Raw genomic sequence first — 18,384 nt, 5'->3', positions numbered from 1 at the left:
ACTATGCATTTCCTTAATTAATTCAGGACAGGTAATGGCCGCTGAATTTTCGTCTGTTACCTGTCAAAGCGTTGCACGGCATGAGCATTTATATACTCTCCGGCTTTGTTGAATAAATCGAACTTTTGCTGAGTTGCAGGATCAGAACACGCATTCTCCTGACAATACAGGCAGTCCCGTGGCAAACCAGAAGTTCAAAATCACCAACTGGCCTACCTACAACAAAGCCCTCATCAACTGTGTCTCCATCACTTTCTGGCTTGACGATGAGGCGATTCAGGCCTGGTATGAGTCAGCAGCGCCTTCATCCCGGGGAAGACCTCAGCGTTATTCTGACCTTGCTATCACGACTGTCCTGATGATTAAACGCCTGTTCCGGCTGACCCTGCGAGCTGCACAGGGCTTTAATGATTCCGTTTTTGCCCTGATGGACGTTCCTCTGCGATCCCCGGATTACACCAGTGTCAGCAAGCGGGCGAAGCCGGTCAATGTCAGTTTCAAAACGTCCACCCGGGGTGAAATCGCGCATCTGGTGATTGATTCCTCCGGGCTGAAAGTTTTCGGTGAAGGCGAATGGAAGGTCAAAAAACCGACAAAGAGCGCCGTCGTATCTGGCGAAAGCTGCACCTTGCTGTCGATGGTAAAACACATGAAATCATCTGTGCAGACCTGTCGCTTAACAACGTAACGGACTCAGAGGCCTTCCCGGGACTTATCCGGCAGACGCACAGAAAAATCAGGGCAGCAGCGGTAGACGGAGCTTACGACACCTGGCTCTGTCACGATGAACTGCGGCGCAAGAAAATCAGCGCGCTTATCCCGCCCAGGAAGAGCATGGGTTACTGGCCCGGTGAATACGCGGATCGCAACCGTGCTGTTGCGAATCAGCGCTTGAGCGGAAGCAATGCCCGATGGAAATGGACAACAGATTACAATCGCCGCTCAATAGCGGAAACGGCGATGTACCAGGTAAAGCAGCTGTTCGGCGGTTCACTGACGCTGCGGGATTATGATGGTCAGGTTACGGAGGCTATAGCCATGGTGCGCGCGTTGAACAAAATGACGAAAGCAGGTATGCCTGAAAGCGAGCGTATCGCCTGAAAACGCAGCCCGGCACGGGGATACTTACCCGAAATTTGATTTATTCAACAAAGCCCCTGAGCTTTCAACGGTGCTGTTGATAAGGCATACAGGCTGATGCCTTACAATAAATAGTTCTTTAAAAAAACATCACAAAAACTTACCATTGCGAAGAACTTTTTTAGGATAAAGACGATATGAAAAAAGCAGTGGCAGTCATTTTATTAGCTTTCGCGTTAACAGGTTGTGGCGAGCCAAAGATCGATGGTTCATCCGAACAGGCCTTTCAAACCTCTATGCAAAAAGTCCGTGATTCTCTTGCCGAAGATAAACGCGCGGCCTTTAACGACGCCATTCAAGTCATTGCGTTCAGCCAGGTCAGTATGAAAGAGTTGATGCAGGCGGGCAGCGGTGACGAAGGCGGACGCGCACTGATCGATAAAAAGATCAAAGGCGCGCTGGCTGGCAAGACCGGTGAAGAAGTCATTGATTACGCGCACAAGATCAAGCAAGAGCGCGCGGCTAACCAGTAACATGACTTCTGAATCCTGACCCAGCCGGGTCAGGATGTTGCAGGTAATGGTTGCCTGTTTGATGAAGCCCATGTTATGGGCTTTTTTTATGCACCGCGTTAAGGCTGTAACAGACCGACAAACGCCTGTTTTCAGCGCCATTACACTCTAAAAGCACGCCTGGTCTTTTACAGACGGAGAAGGCGCTTTGTGATAAACCAGCGTCGCGTGATCCCACCAAGGATTAACATTCACCGACTGCCCAACCAGCATAAATCCCGCGTCCGCGATCTCGGCGATAAGTGCATCCAGCGGCTTCAGGGTGCGCCAGGGATGACCGTTAACCATTAAAACCCCGCTGTGGGCATCATAGCGGTCAAGGTCGGTTCGCTGTTTAGGCGCACCACACATACTGCTGATGATCAATGTGCCGTTGGCAGCCAAAACCCGATGCAGAGCCTTGAGGCACGCCGCGCGCTGGGGACCGATCAGGCAGTGAAAGCAACTGCCGTCAAAGACGACATCAAACGTTGCATCCGGATAATGTGCCAGGTCACAGACATCGCCCTGATCAAAACAGCCGCTTAAGCCTGACGCCGCGAATCGCGATCTGGCCCAGTCCACGGCGACGGCTGAAATATCCACGCCAAAAACCCGAAAGCCTTTTTCGGCAAAACAATGTGAGGCCATGGCACCGTTGCCGCAGCCCAACTCAAGGAACGTTCCGCCAGTTGGGATGAACTGCGCAGCATCCAGCCAGCCAATGGTGGCGTTAAGTTGCTGATGCGCCCGTTGATAACTGCTGCCGGTCCAGGCTTCATGGCCTTCCCTCTGAAGGCGACGATAAATAGCGTCATAGCTTTCCACGTCAGGCTCACCTTTTATTCAAAGAGCGTCATGACAGATTACGTGATTTTTAGCGGCTTTTACCACAGGGCATCAGCAGGTAACAAACTCGGCGTATCAGGCATCAGCGCAATAAAAAGATGATGACCTGAAGCACGGCAAGCAGTAAGAATTTAACATTTTGACCACTCTTGGCGCTGCCACCGTGATTCTGCTTTACCTGCAAAGAAGGAGTTGCGTATTGTGAGGCCCTGTTTCCTTATCGCCTTTTCACTATGACGAATCTGAATGTGACGATGTGCCGCAGCGCCTCTATTCTGTTCGCAGTTTTGAGCGTATTGATGAGTTTTACGGCTCAGGCTGGCGATCGAAGAAGGGTGACACAGCCTGTCTCGCCGCCCGTTTGCCAGCGGATTTATGCGAGCAATCAATCCAATATCGGTCCGCACATTCAACAGGCGCTGAACAACTGTCCACCTGGCAGGATGGTACTGTTAGTGCCATCGCCCACTGTAAAGACGTTGACGAGCGGCCCCCTGTCTTTGCCCTCGGGCGTCAGCCTGGGAGTTGATAAGGGTGCGGTGCTGAGCGCCATCCCGGATCCACGCTTATATGATAACGGCCGCGGGAGCTGCGGAAAGCTGGATAATCAGGGCAATGGTTGTCGGGCGTTTATTACGCTTAATCACGTCCACGGCAGCGGGATTTACGGGCAAGGCGTGATCGACGGGCAGGGCGCTGCCAGCATGGCAGGTGAGGGGCAAACCTGGTGGCAACTGGCAGCCAGCGCCAGGAATGATGAGGCGAAGCAAAACGCCCCGAGACTGATCCAGATTGATCATGCCAGTGATATTACGCTGTACCAGATCACCCTGAAGAATGCGCCAAACTTTCATGTAGTCATCAATGACAGTCAGGGCATTACGCTGTGGGGCATCACCATCGACACGCCTGCCACCGCGCGAAACACCGATGGCGTGGACCCGATGGGTTCTTCCGATGTCACGCTAATTAACAGTCGAATCAGCACCGGCGATGACAATGTGGCGATTAAAGCGGGCAATGCGCCTGCCTCCCATATCTCCATCCTGAATAACCAGTTTGGCTTTGGGCACGGTATGTCAATTGGCAGTGAAATCAACCGTGGCGTTAGTGATGTACTGGTTGACGGGCTGACGTTAACCGGCACGACGAATGGCCTGCGTATCAAAAGCGATCGCTCGCGGGGCGGGCAGGTCCGGGCGATTCGCTATCAAAATGTCTGTATGCAGAACGTGGACAATCCCGTGGTCATGGATACGCACTATGATACGCACGCGAGCGGCACGATGATCCCGGATTACCGCGATATCACCTTCGATAACGTCAAAACAGGCAAGGGGAAACTTACGCTGGATGGTTACAGCGAGGTTTATCCGCTTGAGATGACCTTAAAGAATGTCACTGTCGGTGAGCAGGCAACGATAGAGGAACGCTTTGCTATCGTTCATGGGCGCTTTACGCGGGCACCTCAAACAGCGTGCCGTTAACCGCATGGTGGGCTGCCCGCGACTTACTCTGGCAGTCTGTTTTGATCTTCATCGCGCTATTTTATCTCTGCTTCAGCGCCATTTTCTGATTCACCATACAGCTGGTTTGCCGTGTCGTTTGGCCAGGATTCAATGTCACCGCAGGAATAGGTATAACTGCCTAACGCCAGTTTATAGCTCAGCACGTTCTTATCGTCTATGGCCGCGCCCCAGACCACTTCCAGCGCTGGATTGTGCGTTTCAATGAAGTGCTTCGATAACTGATCAAACTTCACGGGCACGAAGCGTGAATAGGTATTGTCTGCAGTAAACGCCACGCTGGACATAAACAGATCCATCTCACTACTTTCCCGGTTTTTCAAACCTAAAAGCATGATGTTATCGGACGTTTTCACCAGTTGAAGCTTTATGGTTTTGCCGCACAGTTGCTGTCCGCTTGCAGGCAGATTACCCAGCAGCGGTGCGCGCTCCGCAAGGGCGCTGTTTGAGATTGAAACTGTCGATATAAAAAGAAAAAAAGCAGTCGTCGCGCGTTTCATAAAGCCCTGTATCAAATAAAAAATCATCAGATTGCAGAGCCTGCATGTTTTAACGCTTCGCCATCTTGATCTGTTACATGAAAAGCGCAACAGATTGTCATCTGCGGGATTGACCGGTTACGCGATGTGTTTTATCGCACCAGGGTGAGCAGGCGCGATAAAATATGCCGGACAGACAACCTCTGTAACACGCCGCCGGGAAAACCGGATGATAAAAGAGTGACATCATGCGCTTAATTTACTGTTCCAGAGCGATATAAACCCTGGCGAACAACCAGGTATCTTCGCTCTGCTTTTCAACTTCTCATGCCCCTTCATGGGTTATCCAATTGGACCCGAAGGTAAAGGATTTATCCGGTTAAATCTGGGCTGTCCGCGAGCGTATCTGCAACAAGCGCTTGAAGGACTAAAGAAAATTCGGCTGTGACATCCAGACAGGCCAGCGGTCATCGTTAACCTGCTGGCCTTAACCGCGTATTACCAGGCCCAATCGTTATGTCCGCCTAAAAAATTATTCCGGCGTTTCTTCACGATAACAGGCGGCTGGCGTAAAATCGGCCAACCTGAGTGGGTTGTCTTGCAGAGTGGACCTTATGCTTATCAGCACAGAAACAGAACGGACGTATATCGCTGATAGCCGTCTTGCCTGCACCCTTGCCGCCGTGGCGGGCGCCTTAAATACCGCCGCGTTTGAGATTGTAGGATTCTTTTCCGCCAATATGACCGGTAACGTCTCTTCGCTGTCCGATTTTCTGGCCAAGGCAAAGTTTCACAACGGTCTGTTTTTCCTGTTTATCGTCTGCATGTTTATTGTGGGCGCGCTCTTTTCCACATTAATTATTAATGCCGGACGCAGACGCAAAATTCGCACTATTTACGCGGTGAATATCTTTATAGAAGGCATTGCGCTGGTGGCGCTGGGCGTGATTGAGGCCCGCTATCCCATTGCTGCATCCGGTGTGGTGCTGATCCTGAGCCTGAGCTTTTTAATGGGGCTGCAAAATGCGGTGGTCACGCGTATCTCGAATGCGCGCGTCAGAACGACGCACGTGTCCGGTACCTCCACAGACATTGGCATCGAACTGGCCATGCTGTTTGATGTCCTCCGGCGAAAAGAATCACCCAAAGATGCGCCACTCTATCTGGAACGCCTGCGACTGCATACCTACACGATTCTTGCTTTTCTGGTGGGCGGCGTGGCCGGTATCTGGCTGTGGCATTTGCTGAACTACTATTTTCTGGTGCTTATCGGTCTGGGACTGATGGGCATGGCGCTGGTCGCTATGCTAAAACCTCAGCCTGCTGATGTTGCCCGTTAAGGGTGGCGCTTTTCAGGGGCCAGCACCTTGAGCGCATCATTAATCAGGCAAAACTGCGCGGGCGTTTGCCCAATAATTTCGCCGTCGGCGTTAATGTAGTGCGGACGGCGCGTATGCAGCGTGAGTGCCGTGGTGCTGAAGGTGCGTACGTTACGCCAGCGGCCCTGGGTGCCGCGCCGCAAAGAGGGGAAGAGCGCCAGCAACTGCCAGCTTCTTTTCAACTCCAGGCTGTAGACGTCCAGCAGCCCATCGTCCGGGGCCGCGCTTTGCTCTACGGTCATGCCACCGCCGTAAAAACGTCCGTTACCGACCGAAACCTGAACGGTTTTGATCGCAATAGCCTGTCCCTCATGATGTAACGTCGCACTAAAGGGGCGGCTTTGCCGCAAGATGCGCAGTGCTGCAAAAGCATAACCCAGCACGCCCCAGCGTTTTTTGGCCTGAGCCGTAAGGTTCCGCGCCAGCTCTGCCGAAAAACCGATGCTGGATACGTTCAGGAACAAATGACCATTTACCTCACCCAAATCCACAAAGCGTACGTGTCCCTGGCAAATGATGCTGACAGCCTGCTCCAGCTGAGGCGGAATTCCTAGCGTACGGGCAAAATCGTTAGCGGTGCCCAGCGGCAAAATGCCTAAGGGTAAGCCGGTCTGCATAAGGCCCGCAGCCGCCGCATTGAGGGTGCCGTCGCCCCCGCCGACAATCACCAGATCCACCTGGCTGGCATACGCGGTGATGAGCTCAGCGTAAGGACGGCTGTCGTCGTAAGCGGGTTCTAGCAGAATCAAACCGGATTGCTGCAGCAGCTGCGTGGCGCGCGCGGCATCAATGCGACCTTTACGTGAGCGCTGGTTGATTAAAAGTAATGCCGTCTTTACCCTTTGCTGCATGCTTCGTCCATTTTTAATGAAATGTTAGTGATGAAGTAACCAGAAAGTACACATGCGGGATTATCTCTTACAACCTTGCTTGCGCTACTTTACGTAAGCTCTGGACGGGGGATGGCCCTGACAAACTGCGCCAGGATTGTTTACACTGCCAGAAAATGGCACGACTCACGGGAGCACAAATGACAGAACAGCAATTTCGAACCCTTCTGGCAGAAAAAGGGTTTGCAGAGCCGGTTATTGTGGAGCGGGGCGCAAACAGCGAGCTGGATCATCATGAACATCCCTTTGAGGCGATGGCTCTGATCCTGAGTGGCGATATTACCTTGTACACCGAAAATCAGGCGACCACCTATCGCGAAGGCGATATTTTTCACCTGCATGCAGGGCAGCCGCACCGCGAGACGTTTGGCGACCGAGGCGTTCGCTATCTGTCAGGCAGAAAAAGTTAATCCGATGATGTGCCAGTGATGAACACCTTTGACGCGCTGTTTCAGCGCTTAGCCCAATCGCCTTTTCGTCAGCGTTTCCGTCTGGGGCGGGCGGAATATGACTATTGTCTGACGAAGGGAGAGGCCGATGTGGCAGCCCATGCGGCCACGTTTATCCAGCAGCGGCTGGCTGCCAGCGCACCGCCTAATGACGGTAAGCAGACGCCGATGCGCGGTCATCCGGTTTTCATCGCGCAGCACGCCACCGCGACCTGTTGTCGTGGCTGTCTGGCGAAATGGCACGGGATTGCTCAGCATCAGGCGCTGGATGATAAACATCAGGCTTATGTGGTCGCGGTGATTATGCACTGGATCCATCAGGCGATGGCGCAACCCGCGCCTGTGCCGCGCGTACGTAAGGCCAGAGCCGCCGCCAAATCACCTTCGCCGGGCAGCCAGCAGCTGGATTTGTGGTAGAAAAGATTATGCGGCTGATGGACTTTTAACCAGTCAGGTTCGCCATATTTCATTTCAGGTCTATTCTTAAATCGTTCTTTGGTCTCCTGTGCCAGGATAATCACGCAAGACGACAAATTTCACACAAGAGGGAATTACGATGAAGAAAGCAATTATTGCACTGTCTGCTGTTTTACTGGCCTCGCCAGTTTTCGCTGCTACCACAACGGATGAAACTGTCGCTGAAGCGCACAAAGGCGCAGATACCGCTAAAGAAAAACTGCATCAGACCGAGCATAAAGGCGAAGAGCTGAAGCTGAAGTCTGAGCATGCCGCAGAAGGCAAGAGCAACTCGACCTCCAGCAAAATTTCTGAAAGCACGCAGAAAGGCTGGCACAAAACCAAAGAAGGCACCGAGAAAGGCTGGGATAAAACCAAGCAGGGTGCTGAAGACCTGAAAAATAAAGCGACTAACTAAGCCGCTTTAGTGTGAAAAAACCCACCGATGGTGGGTTTTTTTATGGCTTATTTTCGAGCCGGCTCGGCCGGAACCGTTTTCGCCTCCAAGGCCTCGGCCTTTGCGGCCTCTGCTTCTGCCGCATCCTGTTGTGCGGTATCAGACTGTTTTTTTCCTTCTTCAATAAACTCTTCATCGATCTCTTCGATGTTTTCACGGTTATCGCGTCCGGACAGCAGATTCCAGCAGGCAATGAACAGCGCGGCGATCACCGGGCCAATCACGAAGCCGTTAATGCCGTAGATTTCCATCCCACCCAGTGTCGTAATCAGAATCAGGTAGTCAGGCATTTTGGTGTCTTTGCCCACCAGCAGCGGGCGCAGAATGTTATCTACCAGGCCGACAACCACGACAAAGAAGCCGACGAGGAACAACCCTTTCCACAGCGCACCGGTGGCGAAGAAGAAAATGGTCGCTGGAACCCAGATAATGGCGGAACCGACCGCAGGAACCAGTGACAGGAAGCCCATCAATGCGCCCCATAGCAGGCTGCCATCGATGCCGGTAAACCAGAAAGCCAGCCCGCCCAGAATCCCCTGCACGACGCCAACGACGACCGTGCCTTTCACCGTTGCGCGTGACACCGCGGCAAACTTCATAAACAGATGATGTTTAACGTAGGTAGACAGCGGAAGCGCTTCCAGAATGAGATGCACCAGATAGGAACCATCTTTCAGCAGGAAGAACAGCAGGTAAAGCATGATGCCGAAGCCAACGGTAAAACTGAACGTACCTTTACCGATGATAAAGGCGCTGCCCGCCAGATACTGACCGCCCTTAAGGGCAAATGCCGACAGCTTCTGCTGAATCTGCGTAGCATTGTCCAGATTATTTTCAGCCAGATAATGTTTAGCCCAGCCCGGTAGGTGCTGTAACAAATCGGCGAAGACCACCGGAAACTGGGCGGAGTTGGTTTGCAGCTTGTGATAAACCGTGTTCACCTCCACCACCATGGATGAGGCGATGATCGCTAACGGGGTGAAAACGATCAGGCAGATGCAAACCAGCGTCAGCAGTGAGGCAAGACCGTTACGATCGCCCAGTTTGCCGCGCAGATACCTTTTGAGCGGGTGGAAGATGACGGCCAGCACCGCTGCCCACAAAATGGCCGAAAAGTAGGGCGCTAATACTTCAAAAAAGGCAATGGTGGCCATTGCTAAAATCAGAAGGAAAAACCCGACAGTAAGTCCTTTAAAGCGCATTGGATAACCTCATGTAAACATCCCTTAATAAGCACGCACGCCGATGCGGCCATTCGCAACCCGAGAGTGTATGAATGTCGCAACGGTAATCAACGATCAATTCTGTTTTTTAATCAATGTCAGACGGCATTCGTGCGGTAACGCCCTCACAACGTCGTAAAGAGGTGGCGGGGCGTAGTCTTGACATCGCCATTGGGCAAGACCTCGTTATCTGTGAATAACACCGGTCAATCCTACACTAGCGTAGCGGGTTTGGCCGTTTATGCTGCCTGTTCGCGGTGGTTTATTCAGCGCGCAACACGCTTTGGGGGTAAACCTCTGGCATAGCAGCTGAAATAAAAATGTCATAGGGCAATGCTAGCGTGACAACCGGCAAGGTCAGAGATAATCAGACATCAAAGGAATAATAATGAAAATGAAATTCACGCTGATTGCGGCGGCACTGCTGGTGGCGCAGCAGGCACAGGCAATTTCGTTGTCCGAGGCCAGCACGCTGGCAAACAACACCTCGCAGGGATCGTCCAGCCCGGCTTTTAACGCACTTGAATTACAGGCGCTGGCGGCAGAGCGGGCGGCCATACAACATGGCGCGCCTGCGCTCAGCCGTGACCAACTCAAGCAGGCGAAGCAGAGTGATAAACTCGCTGACTACCAGTGGCTGAAAGCCAGTGGTTATGATTTCCAGGGGACTGCGTTGCAAAAGGCAGGTATTGCCCTGTTATCAGGGTTCAGCACGCTGCCGAAAGCGGTACTGGACGCCAATCGTGCCACGGTGACATCAATTAATCTCAATGCCACTCAGGGCGAGCGACATCAGGCGCTGGCGGACGCAGAGGGGATCAGCTATCTCTATTTTCTCGCCGATGCCCTCGGGCCGCGTTTAGGTAAAGCCTTCCTGGCCGCCTATGACAAAGGCGAAATCAATAAGGCGGCAGCCCTGCTCAAAGCCAGTGAAGTCAGTACTGGTGAAGCAAAAAAACATTTTAACTATCCGCGTCCTTTCCTGCACAAAGGGAATACGATTCATCTGGTGCCGGATGATACGGTGATCAAAGACAATCATCCCTACACGGCCGATGGCGGCTCGTTCCCCAGCGGGCACACCAACACGGGCTATACCGATGCGCTGCTGCTGGCCGAGATGGTGCCGGAGCGGTTTGAAGCCTTACTGCAACGCGGCGCACGCTACGGCTATTCACGGCTGGTTCTGGGCGTACACTACCCGCTCGACGTGATGGGCTCGCGCATGGTGGCGCAATACAACGTTGCCCATTATCTGAACGATGCCGCTTATCGGACGTTATTCAACGATGCCCGTCAACAACTGCGTAGCGCGCTGGAAAAAGAGTGTGGAACAACCCTGGCGGCGTGCGCAAAACCTGCCGGTAGCGACGATCCTTACGGCAATGGCAGCATGAAGCCGTTTTATCGCTTTACGATGAGCTATAACCTGCCCAAGGTCGCCGGGAACACGGCCAAACTGCGGGTACCGGACGGGGCCGAGGTGCTGCTGGAAACGGCCTTACCACAGCTGTCCGCAAAACAGCGCCGTGAACTGATGGTGAAAAGTGCCTTATCTGCCGGTTATCCGCTGGGTGGACCGGGCGCCGATCAGGCATTCTGGCAGAGGCTGGATCTGGACGCCGCTTACGCACAGGCCAAATCCCACAGATAAAAAACATGGGCGGGAATCTCCCGCCCATGTTTTTACAGCGTGGCCTGGTTTGGCATCATGCCAGGCACCAGAATAACCTTGCGGCACGCTTCTTCACGCTTTTCAAAAATCTCATAACCGCGAGCGGCATCTTCCAGCGGCATATGATGCGTCACGATTTCTTCCGGTTTTAAATGCCCTTTTTCAATCAGATTCAACAGATCGGGCAGGTAAGCATGCACATGCGTCTGGCCCATTTTAAAGGTCAGGCCCTTGTCAAACGCATCGCCAAACAGGAAACCATGAATAAATCCCGCATACACGCCGGGCACGCTGACAATGCCGCCACGGCGAACCGCAGCGATACATTGACGTAACGCTTTCCCGCTGCTGCCTTCTAGCTTCAGGTTGGTTAGCACTGTTTCGGTCATGCTGCCTTTGGCTTCAAAACCCACCGCGTCAATCACGGCGTCCACACCGCGGTGTCCCGCGCTGTGCTCAATAATCCAGGCGGCGGGATCGTCGTTGTTATCAAAGTTGATGGGGATCACGCCGTAGCGCTCTCTGGCAAAATTCAGCCGGTAGTCATTGTGATCGATCATGTAGATCTGCTCTGCACCTTCCAGTCGGGCACAGGCGGCACTGAGCAGGCCCACAGGACCTGCGCCAAAAATAGCGACGCTCGATCCCTGTTTAATCTCGGCATTTTTCACCGCCTGCCAGGCCGTAGGCAAAATGTCGGACAGGAACAGAACCTTTTCGTCTGAAAGGGTGTTCGGCACTTTAAAAGGGCCGGCGTTGGCCTTAGGCACGCGCACGTATTCTGCCTGACCACCGGGCACTCCGCCATAGAGTTTACTGTAGCCAAACAGGGCCGCCGGCGGCGTAATGCTTTTGCGGTTTAGCGCCGCGCCTTTGCCGCTGTTGGTGTTTTCACACGCGGCATACTGATGCAGATGACAAAAAAAGCAGTCACCGCAGGCGATAACAAACGGGATCACCACGCGGTCGCCTTTTGCCACGGCCGTTACCGCACTGCCGGCTTCCACCACTTCACCCATGAACTCGTGGCCGAAAATATCGCCATGATCGGTGCCGGGAATTTTTCCTCGATAAAGGTGCAGGTCAGAGCCACAGATCGCCGTGGCCGTTACGCGCAGAATAATATCATCGGCGGCTTCCAGTCCGGGATCGGCAACGTTATCAACGCTGACTTTATGAGGGCCGTGATAGGTTAACGCTTTCATAGAGTCGACTCCTGTAAATCACTGGACGGCAACCGCCGATCGGGCGGCGGCTGCATTAACAGCGCGGTTGAGCGCACTGTCCTGTCCAAAACGTTAAAGGTGATTGAAGTGTAGTGAGGAAAAAATGGGTAAGCAGAGCGGTATCCGCAAACTATGGCGGACGGGGCAGGCCGTAACGCCGTCATCACACGTTTTCCCCTGTTTTTGCCGGACAGGTGCACGATATGGCGCTTAACTTGAATTTTTACCGTCAGATAGTGTAAAAAATGGGGCGCAATCGATTACGTCCTGACGGGGCGGGCTGAATCTGGCAGGTTGCACACATGCGTTGATGGCGAAAACGCCAACCCTTTACCCGCTGCAAGCCTTGATTCAGGCTGATGCATATTCTGGAAGATCTGATGAAAACCTCGCAAACCCGCACGCTGGAAACCCCTCACGTTAATGATGAAACTGGCTGGCGAAAAACGGATACCGTCTGGATGCTGGGTTTATATGGCACCGCTATCGGTGCGGGCGTGTTGTTTCTGCCGATCAATGCGGGCATGGGGGGACTGTTACCCTTGATCGTTATGGCGGTGCTGGCGTTTCCCTTGACCTTCTTTGCCCATCGGGCCTTAACGCGTTTTGTCCTCTCTGGCAGCAATCCGGCAGGGGATATCACCGACGTGGTTGAAGAGCATTTTGGCGCAGGGGCGGGCAAACTGATTACGCTGCTCTATTTTTTTGCCATTTACCCTATTTTGCTGATGTACAGCGTAGCCATGACTAATACCGTTGAAAGCCTGATGGTGAACCAACTGGGCCTGGTGCCGCCGCCGCGTGCGCTCCTGTCGTTGATATTGATTATCGGCATGATGACGGTGGTGCGCTTTGGCAAAAGCATGATTGTGAAAGCGATGAGCGTCCTGGTTTATCCGTTTGTCGCCGTGTTGATGCTGATGGCGTGTTGTCTGATTCCTTACTGGCACGGGGCCGCACTGGAAACCCTCAATACGGGCAGCGGGCGCAACCTGTGGATGACGCTGTGGCTTGCCCTGCCGGTCATGGTATTCTCGTTTAATCACTCGCCAATCATCTCCTCGTTCGCCCTGGCGAAGCGGCAGGAGTACGGCGAGCAGGCCGAGCGAAAATGCTCCCGGATTCTGGCCTGCGCGCACCTTTTGATGGTGCTAACCGTGATGTTCTTTGTCTTCAGCTGCGTACTCAGCCTCTCGCCGCAAGACTTACAGTCCGCTAAAGCGCAAAACATTTCGATCTTGTCCTACCTTGCCAACCATTTTAATGCGCCGCTTATCGCCTGGATTGGGCCGTTGATAGCCGTGGTGGCGATCACCAAGTCATTCCTCGGCCACTATCTGGGCGCACGTGAAGGGTTCAACGGCATGGTGAATAAAGCGCTCCGTAGCCGGGGCAAAGCGATGGCCCCTGACAGGCTGAATCGTCTGACGGCCGTGTTTATGCTGCTGACAACCTGGCTGGTGGCAACGCTCGATCCCAATATACTCAAAATGATTGAAACGCTGGGCGGCCCGATCATTGCCGTAATTCTGTTTTTGATGCCGATGTACGCTATCCAGCGGGTGCCCGCTATGCGTCAATACAGTGGCAAACTCAGTAATCTGTTTGTGATGCTCGCCGGTCTGATCGCCATTTCGGCCATTTTTTATTCGCTGCTTAAGGCGTAATTCTCATTGATATCAAGGCGCCGTCCGATCCTTATGCCGGGACGGCGCCAACCTGAGACAGCGTTCAGACGTATTCATTAAACAAAGGTTTATATTTGTTACGAATTAGCATGGTAAAGTTAACGAGAATAATTCTTATTTCTCAACAGGGTTAATAAACATGAAATTCGGTATTTTTGCAGCCACGTTGCTGGCCTCAACGGTCTGTTCGGCCACCACCTATCCTCTGACCGTAACGGATGTGGATGGACAGACGATTACGCTGCAGAAAGAACCTCAGCACGTCATTCTCCAGGACGGGCGAGACATCATGACGCTGGCGCTGCTGGACCGGGATAACCCTTTTAAACGGGTTGTGGCATGGAATAACCTGCCAAAGAAACAGGATACGCAAACCTGGGCGCTGCTGAAGAAAACCTGGCCGCAGGCTGAGAAGATTGTGGATATGGGCTTCAACGATCAGGGGCAGGTGAACCTCGAAAGCGTATTGGCAAAGAAACCGGATATCATGATTGCGCAGTTGCGTGCCAAACCTGCGCTGATGCAGTCGGGAGTGCTGACCACGCTCAAAAGCCTGAACATCCCGGTCGTGTTTGTTGACTATGAACTGCATCCTAAAGAAAACACCGTGCCGGGTATTACGCTGCTGGGTAAAGTGCTGAACCGTGAAGCCGAGGCGAAGGCCTACACCGATTTTTACCAGCAGCACTGGCAGAATCTGCAGAAGGGCATTGACCAGGTTAAAACCAAACCCACCGTCTTTATTGAACCGATAGCCGGTAACAGCGACAGCTGCTGCTTTACGCATAGCCACAGCGGCTGGGGTGGACTGGTGGAAGCGGTCGGCGGCAAAAATATCGGATCGACTTTGCTGCCGGGTAACGCAGGTTTTGTTTCCCTTGAGAAAATCATTGCCATGAAGCCGGACGTTTACATCATGACGGGGTCAAAACGTTCCAACAGTAATGTACTGCCGTTCGGTTACGGATCGGACAGGAAAGCGGTGGCGGCAACCTTTACGACGTTGTTGAAGCGTACAGGATTAGCGCAGATTGAGCCGGTAAAACAGGGGCGCACCTACGGGATCTATCACCACTTCTACAACCATCCTTACAACATTATCGGGATGGAGATTCTGGCAAAAGATTTGTATCCAAAGCAGTTTAGTCAGCTCGATCCGGTGGCGGATTACCATCAAATCATCCGCAGGTTTACAAAATTACCGGATGCGCCTGTGCTGCTGAGTTACCCCTGATGGTCATCCGTTCAGGCGTAAAGCGCGCCTGAACGGATAAAACTGAACACCCGTTTTCAGGTTTGCGATGTGCAGCGGTGTATTTCTTATTGGATCAAACCGGCATGTAAAATATATCCGAGCCGTTTTTCATCCAACTGTCATTAACCAGAGGTTATTATTTCATCCCGACACTTGTGATGTGGTGTTGTCTGCTTTGCTTCTCCCTTTTTCTCTTAAGGGGCATTTTCCAGTTTACTGGCTTTGACGATAACTTCCCGATCTCAGGATCGGGGTTTTATTTTGATGCCTCGCCAGGTTTGAGTCCCCAAACGATTTTCCGCAAGGTATCTGTGTTTCACGCCTGATGCAGCGTGCCTGACGAGAGAGAGACGCCGTCCGCGCCTGTTTAGCGCGCTGACTTTTAAGAGTTTTGGTCATTCTTATTTCTTCCAGTTACGACAATAGTAATGGCAACGGCGCTGAGTCGCCGTTACCACTGGAGGCAGTACCATGAAAAAAATAAAATCAGGTTTGATTATCGCCCTTTTAGCATACAGCACGATGTACAGCAGCCCTGGGCTGGCACAGGGGCCAGGCGGCCCAGACGGTCCGTGGCATCATCCTGGCCGCGGTCCCGACGGCGATGGCCCGCCAGGCCTGGATCGCGATGGACCTCCCGGCCACCGGCCTGGCCCGCCACCGCCAGATGTGCGGCGCGATTATCATCACGATCGCTTTGCCTGGCGCGGTCATGAGTTTCGCCGTGGTGGTCCTGTACCGCGAGAGTACTGCGGTGAAGATTATCGGGTTGATGACTGGCGTGAGCGTGGTCTGAGAGAACCGCCGCCGGGTCAGCACTGGGCCGACATCGACGGTAACTATGTATTGATTGCCGCCGCCACCGGCATTATTACCTCGTTAATCCTGAATAACGCGTTTCAATAGCGACACAGGGATGGCCGATGCCATCCCTTTTTTATGCACCGAACGCCCGTTACCAGGCTATTCTGACAGTTAATCCTGAACGTTTACCGGCTAAGGAGTTCTGATGACCACGGTTAAGATGGTTGCTGTTGATATGGATGGCACCTTTCTGGATGACAAAAAGCAGTATAACCGCGCGCGGTTCCTCGCCTGTTACCACCAGCTCACTCAGCGACATATCAAATTTGTCGTGGCCAGCGGCAATCAATACCATCAACTCCGCTCATTTTTCCCTGAGATCGCCAGTGAGATTGCGTTTGTCGCAGAAAACGGCGCGTTAATTATCGATCGTGATGAAGAACTGTTCTGCGGTGCTTTTAGCCGCAATGACATCGATGCGGTACTCGATACGCTTGAAAATGGCCACTATCCTGATCTGCGCTATCTGCTCTGCGGACGTGAGAGCGCCTACTACTTCGAAGGGATGGATGAGAAGTGGCTGGTCAAGATGCGGCATTATTGCCACCGGCTCAGGCCCATTCGTTCTCTTGATGAGGTTGCCGACGACAGGATACTTAAGTTTGCCCTTAATCTGTCGGATGAGTATGTCGAGCCTTTAATGGCGGATATCCAGCGCCTGCACGAAGGTTCGGCGGCGGCAACATCGAGCGGGCACGGTTCGGTTGACTTAATCGTTCCTGGTCAGCATAAAGCTAACGGCCTGAACCTGCTGGCGCAGCGCTGGGGCATTTCTCACGATCGGGTACTGGCCTTTGGCGACGGCGGTAACGATCTCGAGATGCTGCAGCAGTCGGGTTTCAGTTTCGCGATGAGCAATGCGCCGCAGCGGGTTAAAGACGCCGCGCGCTTCCTGGCACCCGCGAATAATGATGAAGGTGTGCTACAGGTGATCGAGCAAATGCTTGCAGGTGAAACGCCCTTTAGCGGGGCGGAACAGGGGGAATGTGCGGGCTAAAACACCGCCCGCACTATGCTTACGCGCTGACCGGCCAGGCGCGCGTAATCATGTCGCGCATCTCATCTTTGCTGTAGCTGACGAGGCTGTTTTTACTGTTGGCCCGGGCCAGGATCCAGTCGATATCCGACGGGCTTAACGTTGGCCCCTCCTGCCAGAACGTCATAATGGCTGAGCGTTGTAGCCAGGCTTTAAGATAGCGCGCGGGTGAATCGGTCTCCTCGTCAAAAAGCTGCGCATGCATTTCATCCATGAGCTGACGCTGGCGCGCATGCTGGCTGTCTGCAAGATGATCCAGAAACGTGAACAGCAGCCTGCCGCACACTTCACCATGATGGAAGGGTTTAATCGCGCCCAGCTCTCCGGCGATGCCGTGAATGACGCCCAGCCCCGCGCTGCTCAGGCTGACACCGCCCAACCAGGACGCCATCATCATCGCCTCACGCGCGCGATCGCCGGTTTCGTCTTGCTGGTTTTGCCGAGGCCATCCCTGAATAAACTGACGCAGTCCGGTAAGGGCTAACTGGCGCGTAAAGAGGTTGCCCTTGCTGGAAAGATAGGCTTCAAATAAATGGGTAAACGCGTCGATTCCACAGGTGGCCAGCACCTTATTGGGGGCGCCCTTAAGCAAGTCGGGATCGAGAATCGCGACCTGTGGCACGAACACCGGATGGCGCAACGATGCTTTTATCTGGATATCCCGCTGGTCAGTCACGACGGCGTTCTGCGTGACCTCACTGCCGGTGCCCGCCGTGGTGGGAATCGCGATGAGCGGCAAGGTAACGGCGCTGACTGCCGTGTCTCCGACTTTTTCCAGGTAGCGGGCGGTGGGAAGCGGGTGCTGAATCATGGCGCTGAAGGCCTTGGCGGCATCCAGAACACTGCCGCCTCCTACGGCGATAACCCGATCGACATGGCCGCGCCAGCGCGCCACCCAGCCATCAATATCGGCAGGCGAGGCCTCGTTGCTCACAATTTCATAACCCACAATGTGATCGTTCAGCGTGGTTTTAATTCGGGCATAGGCGTCGCCCTGTAAGAACGAACGGCCGCAAAAGAGCAGGGTAGCCTGGGGTTGGGCGGCCAACAGGGGAATCAGTTTGTTAAGGCTTCCCTGGCCGAAAAGGGTTTGTTGATTGCTGTACAGCTCACTCAGATTGTCACTCACCAGCGCATCCTTTTATATCTTCGCTAAAATCTGAGTGTAACGAAAAGCGGGCGATCGGCCCCGCGAAACTTTCTTATAGCGAGGGGAGCAAAAGTTGATCGTCTTCGCAAAACGCAAATTCAACGACGTGGAGTGATGCTTTAACACGGATGTTACCCTTAACATGTTATCG

Annotated in this window: 17 protein-coding genes and 2 pseudogenes; 13 read left to right on the top strand and 6 right to left on the bottom strand. The window is 53.3% G+C overall.

Annotated elements, in window-relative coordinates:
* Positions 1–133: 133 nt before the first annotated feature.
* Together NXS97_RS07565 and NXS97_RS07560 are read left to right on the top strand one after the other, a co-directional pair.
* Positions 134–1,101 (top strand): annotated as a pseudogene (locus NXS97_RS07565) (IS5 family transposase).
* A 176-nt stretch (positions 1,102–1,277) separates the two neighbouring features.
* On the top strand, positions 1,278–1,613 hold the full coding sequence (locus NXS97_RS07560; RefSeq protein WP_014606334.1) for a DUF6694 family lipoprotein: 336 nt from the start codon (positions 1,278–1,280) through the stop codon (positions 1,611–1,613).
* A gap of 147 nt (positions 1,614–1,760) precedes the next feature.
* Here the strand turns inward: NXS97_RS07560 and NXS97_RS07555 are convergent, their stop codons facing one another.
* Complete coding sequence (locus NXS97_RS07555; RefSeq protein WP_112899949.1) at positions 1,761–2,459, bottom strand: bifunctional 2-polyprenyl-6-hydroxyphenol methylase/3-demethylubiquinol 3-O-methyltransferase UbiG; 699 nt, start codon at positions 2,457–2,459, stop codon at positions 1,761–1,763.
* 275 nt (positions 2,460–2,734) lie between these two features.
* On the opposite strand from NXS97_RS07555, the gene NXS97_RS07550 reads away from it, so the two are divergent.
* Complete coding sequence (locus NXS97_RS07550) at positions 2,735–3,967, top strand: glycoside hydrolase family 28 protein (protein ID WP_210481227.1); 1,233 nt, start codon at positions 2,735–2,737, stop codon at positions 3,965–3,967.
* A 56-nt stretch (positions 3,968–4,023) separates the two neighbouring features.
* On the opposite strand, the gene NXS97_RS07545 is transcribed toward NXS97_RS07550, so the two are convergent.
* Positions 4,024–4,506: a hypothetical protein gene (locus NXS97_RS07545; protein WP_246874094.1), complete on the bottom strand. Its 483-nt coding sequence runs from the start codon at positions 4,504–4,506 to the stop codon at positions 4,024–4,026.
* Between the two features lie 310 nt (positions 4,507–4,816).
* On the opposite strand from NXS97_RS07545, the pseudogene NXS97_RS07540 reads away from it, so the two are divergent.
* Positions 4,817–4,933, top strand: a pseudogene (locus tag NXS97_RS07540) (class I and II aminotransferase); the annotation flags it as partial.
* A 166-nt stretch (positions 4,934–5,099) separates the two neighbouring features.
* On the top strand, positions 5,100–5,825 hold the full coding sequence (locus NXS97_RS07535) for a YoaK family protein (RefSeq protein WP_014606331.1): 726 nt from the start codon (positions 5,100–5,102) through the stop codon (positions 5,823–5,825).
* Here NXS97_RS07535 and NXS97_RS07530 read toward each other — a convergent pair.
* Positions 5,822–6,715 (bottom strand): lipid kinase, encoded by an 894-nt coding sequence (locus NXS97_RS07530; protein WP_015700765.1) that lies wholly within the window; start codon positions 6,713–6,715, stop codon positions 5,822–5,824. The genes NXS97_RS07535 and NXS97_RS07530 overlap by 4 nt on opposite strands.
* A gap of 179 nt (positions 6,716–6,894) precedes the next feature.
* Between NXS97_RS07530 and NXS97_RS07525 the strand changes: the two genes are divergently transcribed.
* The 3 genes from NXS97_RS07525 (at position 6,895) to NXS97_RS07515 (ending at position 8,077) form a co-directional block, all read left to right on the top strand.
* Positions 6,895–7,164, top strand: coding sequence for a cupin domain-containing protein (locus NXS97_RS07525; protein ID WP_014606329.1), 270 nt, complete (start codon positions 6,895–6,897; stop codon positions 7,162–7,164).
* Positions 7,165–7,182: 18 nt separating this feature from the next.
* The gene (locus tag NXS97_RS07520; protein ID WP_116219535.1) at positions 7,183–7,620 is read left to right on the top strand and encodes a DUF4186 domain-containing protein; all 438 of its coding nucleotides are present in this window, start codon (positions 7,183–7,185) and stop codon (positions 7,618–7,620) included.
* A gap of 139 nt (positions 7,621–7,759) precedes the next feature.
* Positions 7,760–8,077 carry a hypothetical protein gene (locus NXS97_RS07515; RefSeq protein WP_013024991.1) on the top strand — a complete coding sequence of 106 codons (318 nt, stop codon included), beginning with the start codon at positions 7,760–7,762 and terminating at the stop codon, positions 8,075–8,077.
* Positions 8,078–8,124: 47 nt separating this feature from the next.
* Here the strand turns inward: NXS97_RS07515 and NXS97_RS07510 are convergent, their stop codons facing one another.
* On the bottom strand, positions 8,125–9,318 hold the full coding sequence (locus tag NXS97_RS07510; protein ID WP_013024992.1) for an AI-2E family transporter: 1,194 nt from the start codon (positions 9,316–9,318) through the stop codon (positions 8,125–8,127).
* A 409-nt stretch (positions 9,319–9,727) separates the two neighbouring features.
* On the opposite strand from NXS97_RS07510, the gene NXS97_RS07505 reads away from it, so the two are divergent.
* Positions 9,728–10,993: a phosphatase PAP2 family protein gene (locus tag NXS97_RS07505; protein ID WP_116219536.1), complete on the top strand. Its 1,266-nt coding sequence runs from the start codon at positions 9,728–9,730 to the stop codon at positions 10,991–10,993.
* A 32-nt stretch (positions 10,994–11,025) separates the two neighbouring features.
* Here NXS97_RS07505 and NXS97_RS07500 read toward each other — a convergent pair whose 3' ends face one another.
* Positions 11,026–12,219, bottom strand: a complete 1,194-nt coding sequence (locus tag NXS97_RS07500) for a zinc-dependent alcohol dehydrogenase (RefSeq protein WP_116219537.1) — start codon at positions 12,217–12,219, stop codon at positions 11,026–11,028.
* 401 nt (positions 12,220–12,620) lie between these two features.
* On the opposite strand from NXS97_RS07500, the gene NXS97_RS07495 reads away from it, so the two are divergent.
* The 4 genes from NXS97_RS07495 (at position 12,621) to NXS97_RS07480 (ending at position 17,044) form a co-directional block, all read left to right on the top strand.
* Complete coding sequence (locus NXS97_RS07495; RefSeq protein ID WP_041456164.1) at positions 12,621–13,907, top strand: HAAAP family serine/threonine permease; 1,287 nt, start codon at positions 12,621–12,623, stop codon at positions 13,905–13,907.
* A gap of 160 nt (positions 13,908–14,067) precedes the next feature.
* A complete protein-coding gene (locus tag NXS97_RS07490) occupies positions 14,068–15,162 on the top strand; it encodes an ABC transporter substrate-binding protein (RefSeq protein WP_013024996.1) in 1,095 nt (364 codons plus the stop codon).
* Positions 15,163–15,654: 492 nt separating this feature from the next.
* Positions 15,655–16,089, top strand: coding sequence for an RcnB family protein (locus tag NXS97_RS07485; protein ID WP_013024997.1), 435 nt, complete (start codon positions 15,655–15,657; stop codon positions 16,087–16,089).
* Between the two features lie 103 nt (positions 16,090–16,192).
* On the top strand, positions 16,193–17,044 hold the full coding sequence (locus NXS97_RS07480; protein ID WP_019105990.1) for a Cof-type HAD-IIB family hydrolase: 852 nt from the start codon (positions 16,193–16,195) through the stop codon (positions 17,042–17,044).
* 19 nt (positions 17,045–17,063) lie between these two features.
* Here NXS97_RS07480 and NXS97_RS07475 read toward each other — a convergent pair whose 3' ends face one another.
* Positions 17,064–18,212, bottom strand: coding sequence for an iron-containing alcohol dehydrogenase (locus NXS97_RS07475; protein ID WP_370620421.1), 1,149 nt, complete (start codon positions 18,210–18,212; stop codon positions 17,064–17,066).
* Positions 18,213–18,384: the final 172 nt, after the last annotated feature.

The organism is Pantoea sp. B623 (assembly GCF_024814475.1).
Lineage (GTDB): Bacteria > Pseudomonadota > Gammaproteobacteria > Enterobacterales > Enterobacteriaceae > Pantoea > Pantoea ananatis.
Note: the sequence above shows the minus strand (reverse complement) of the source record. Positions and strands in the feature narration are given on the sequence as shown.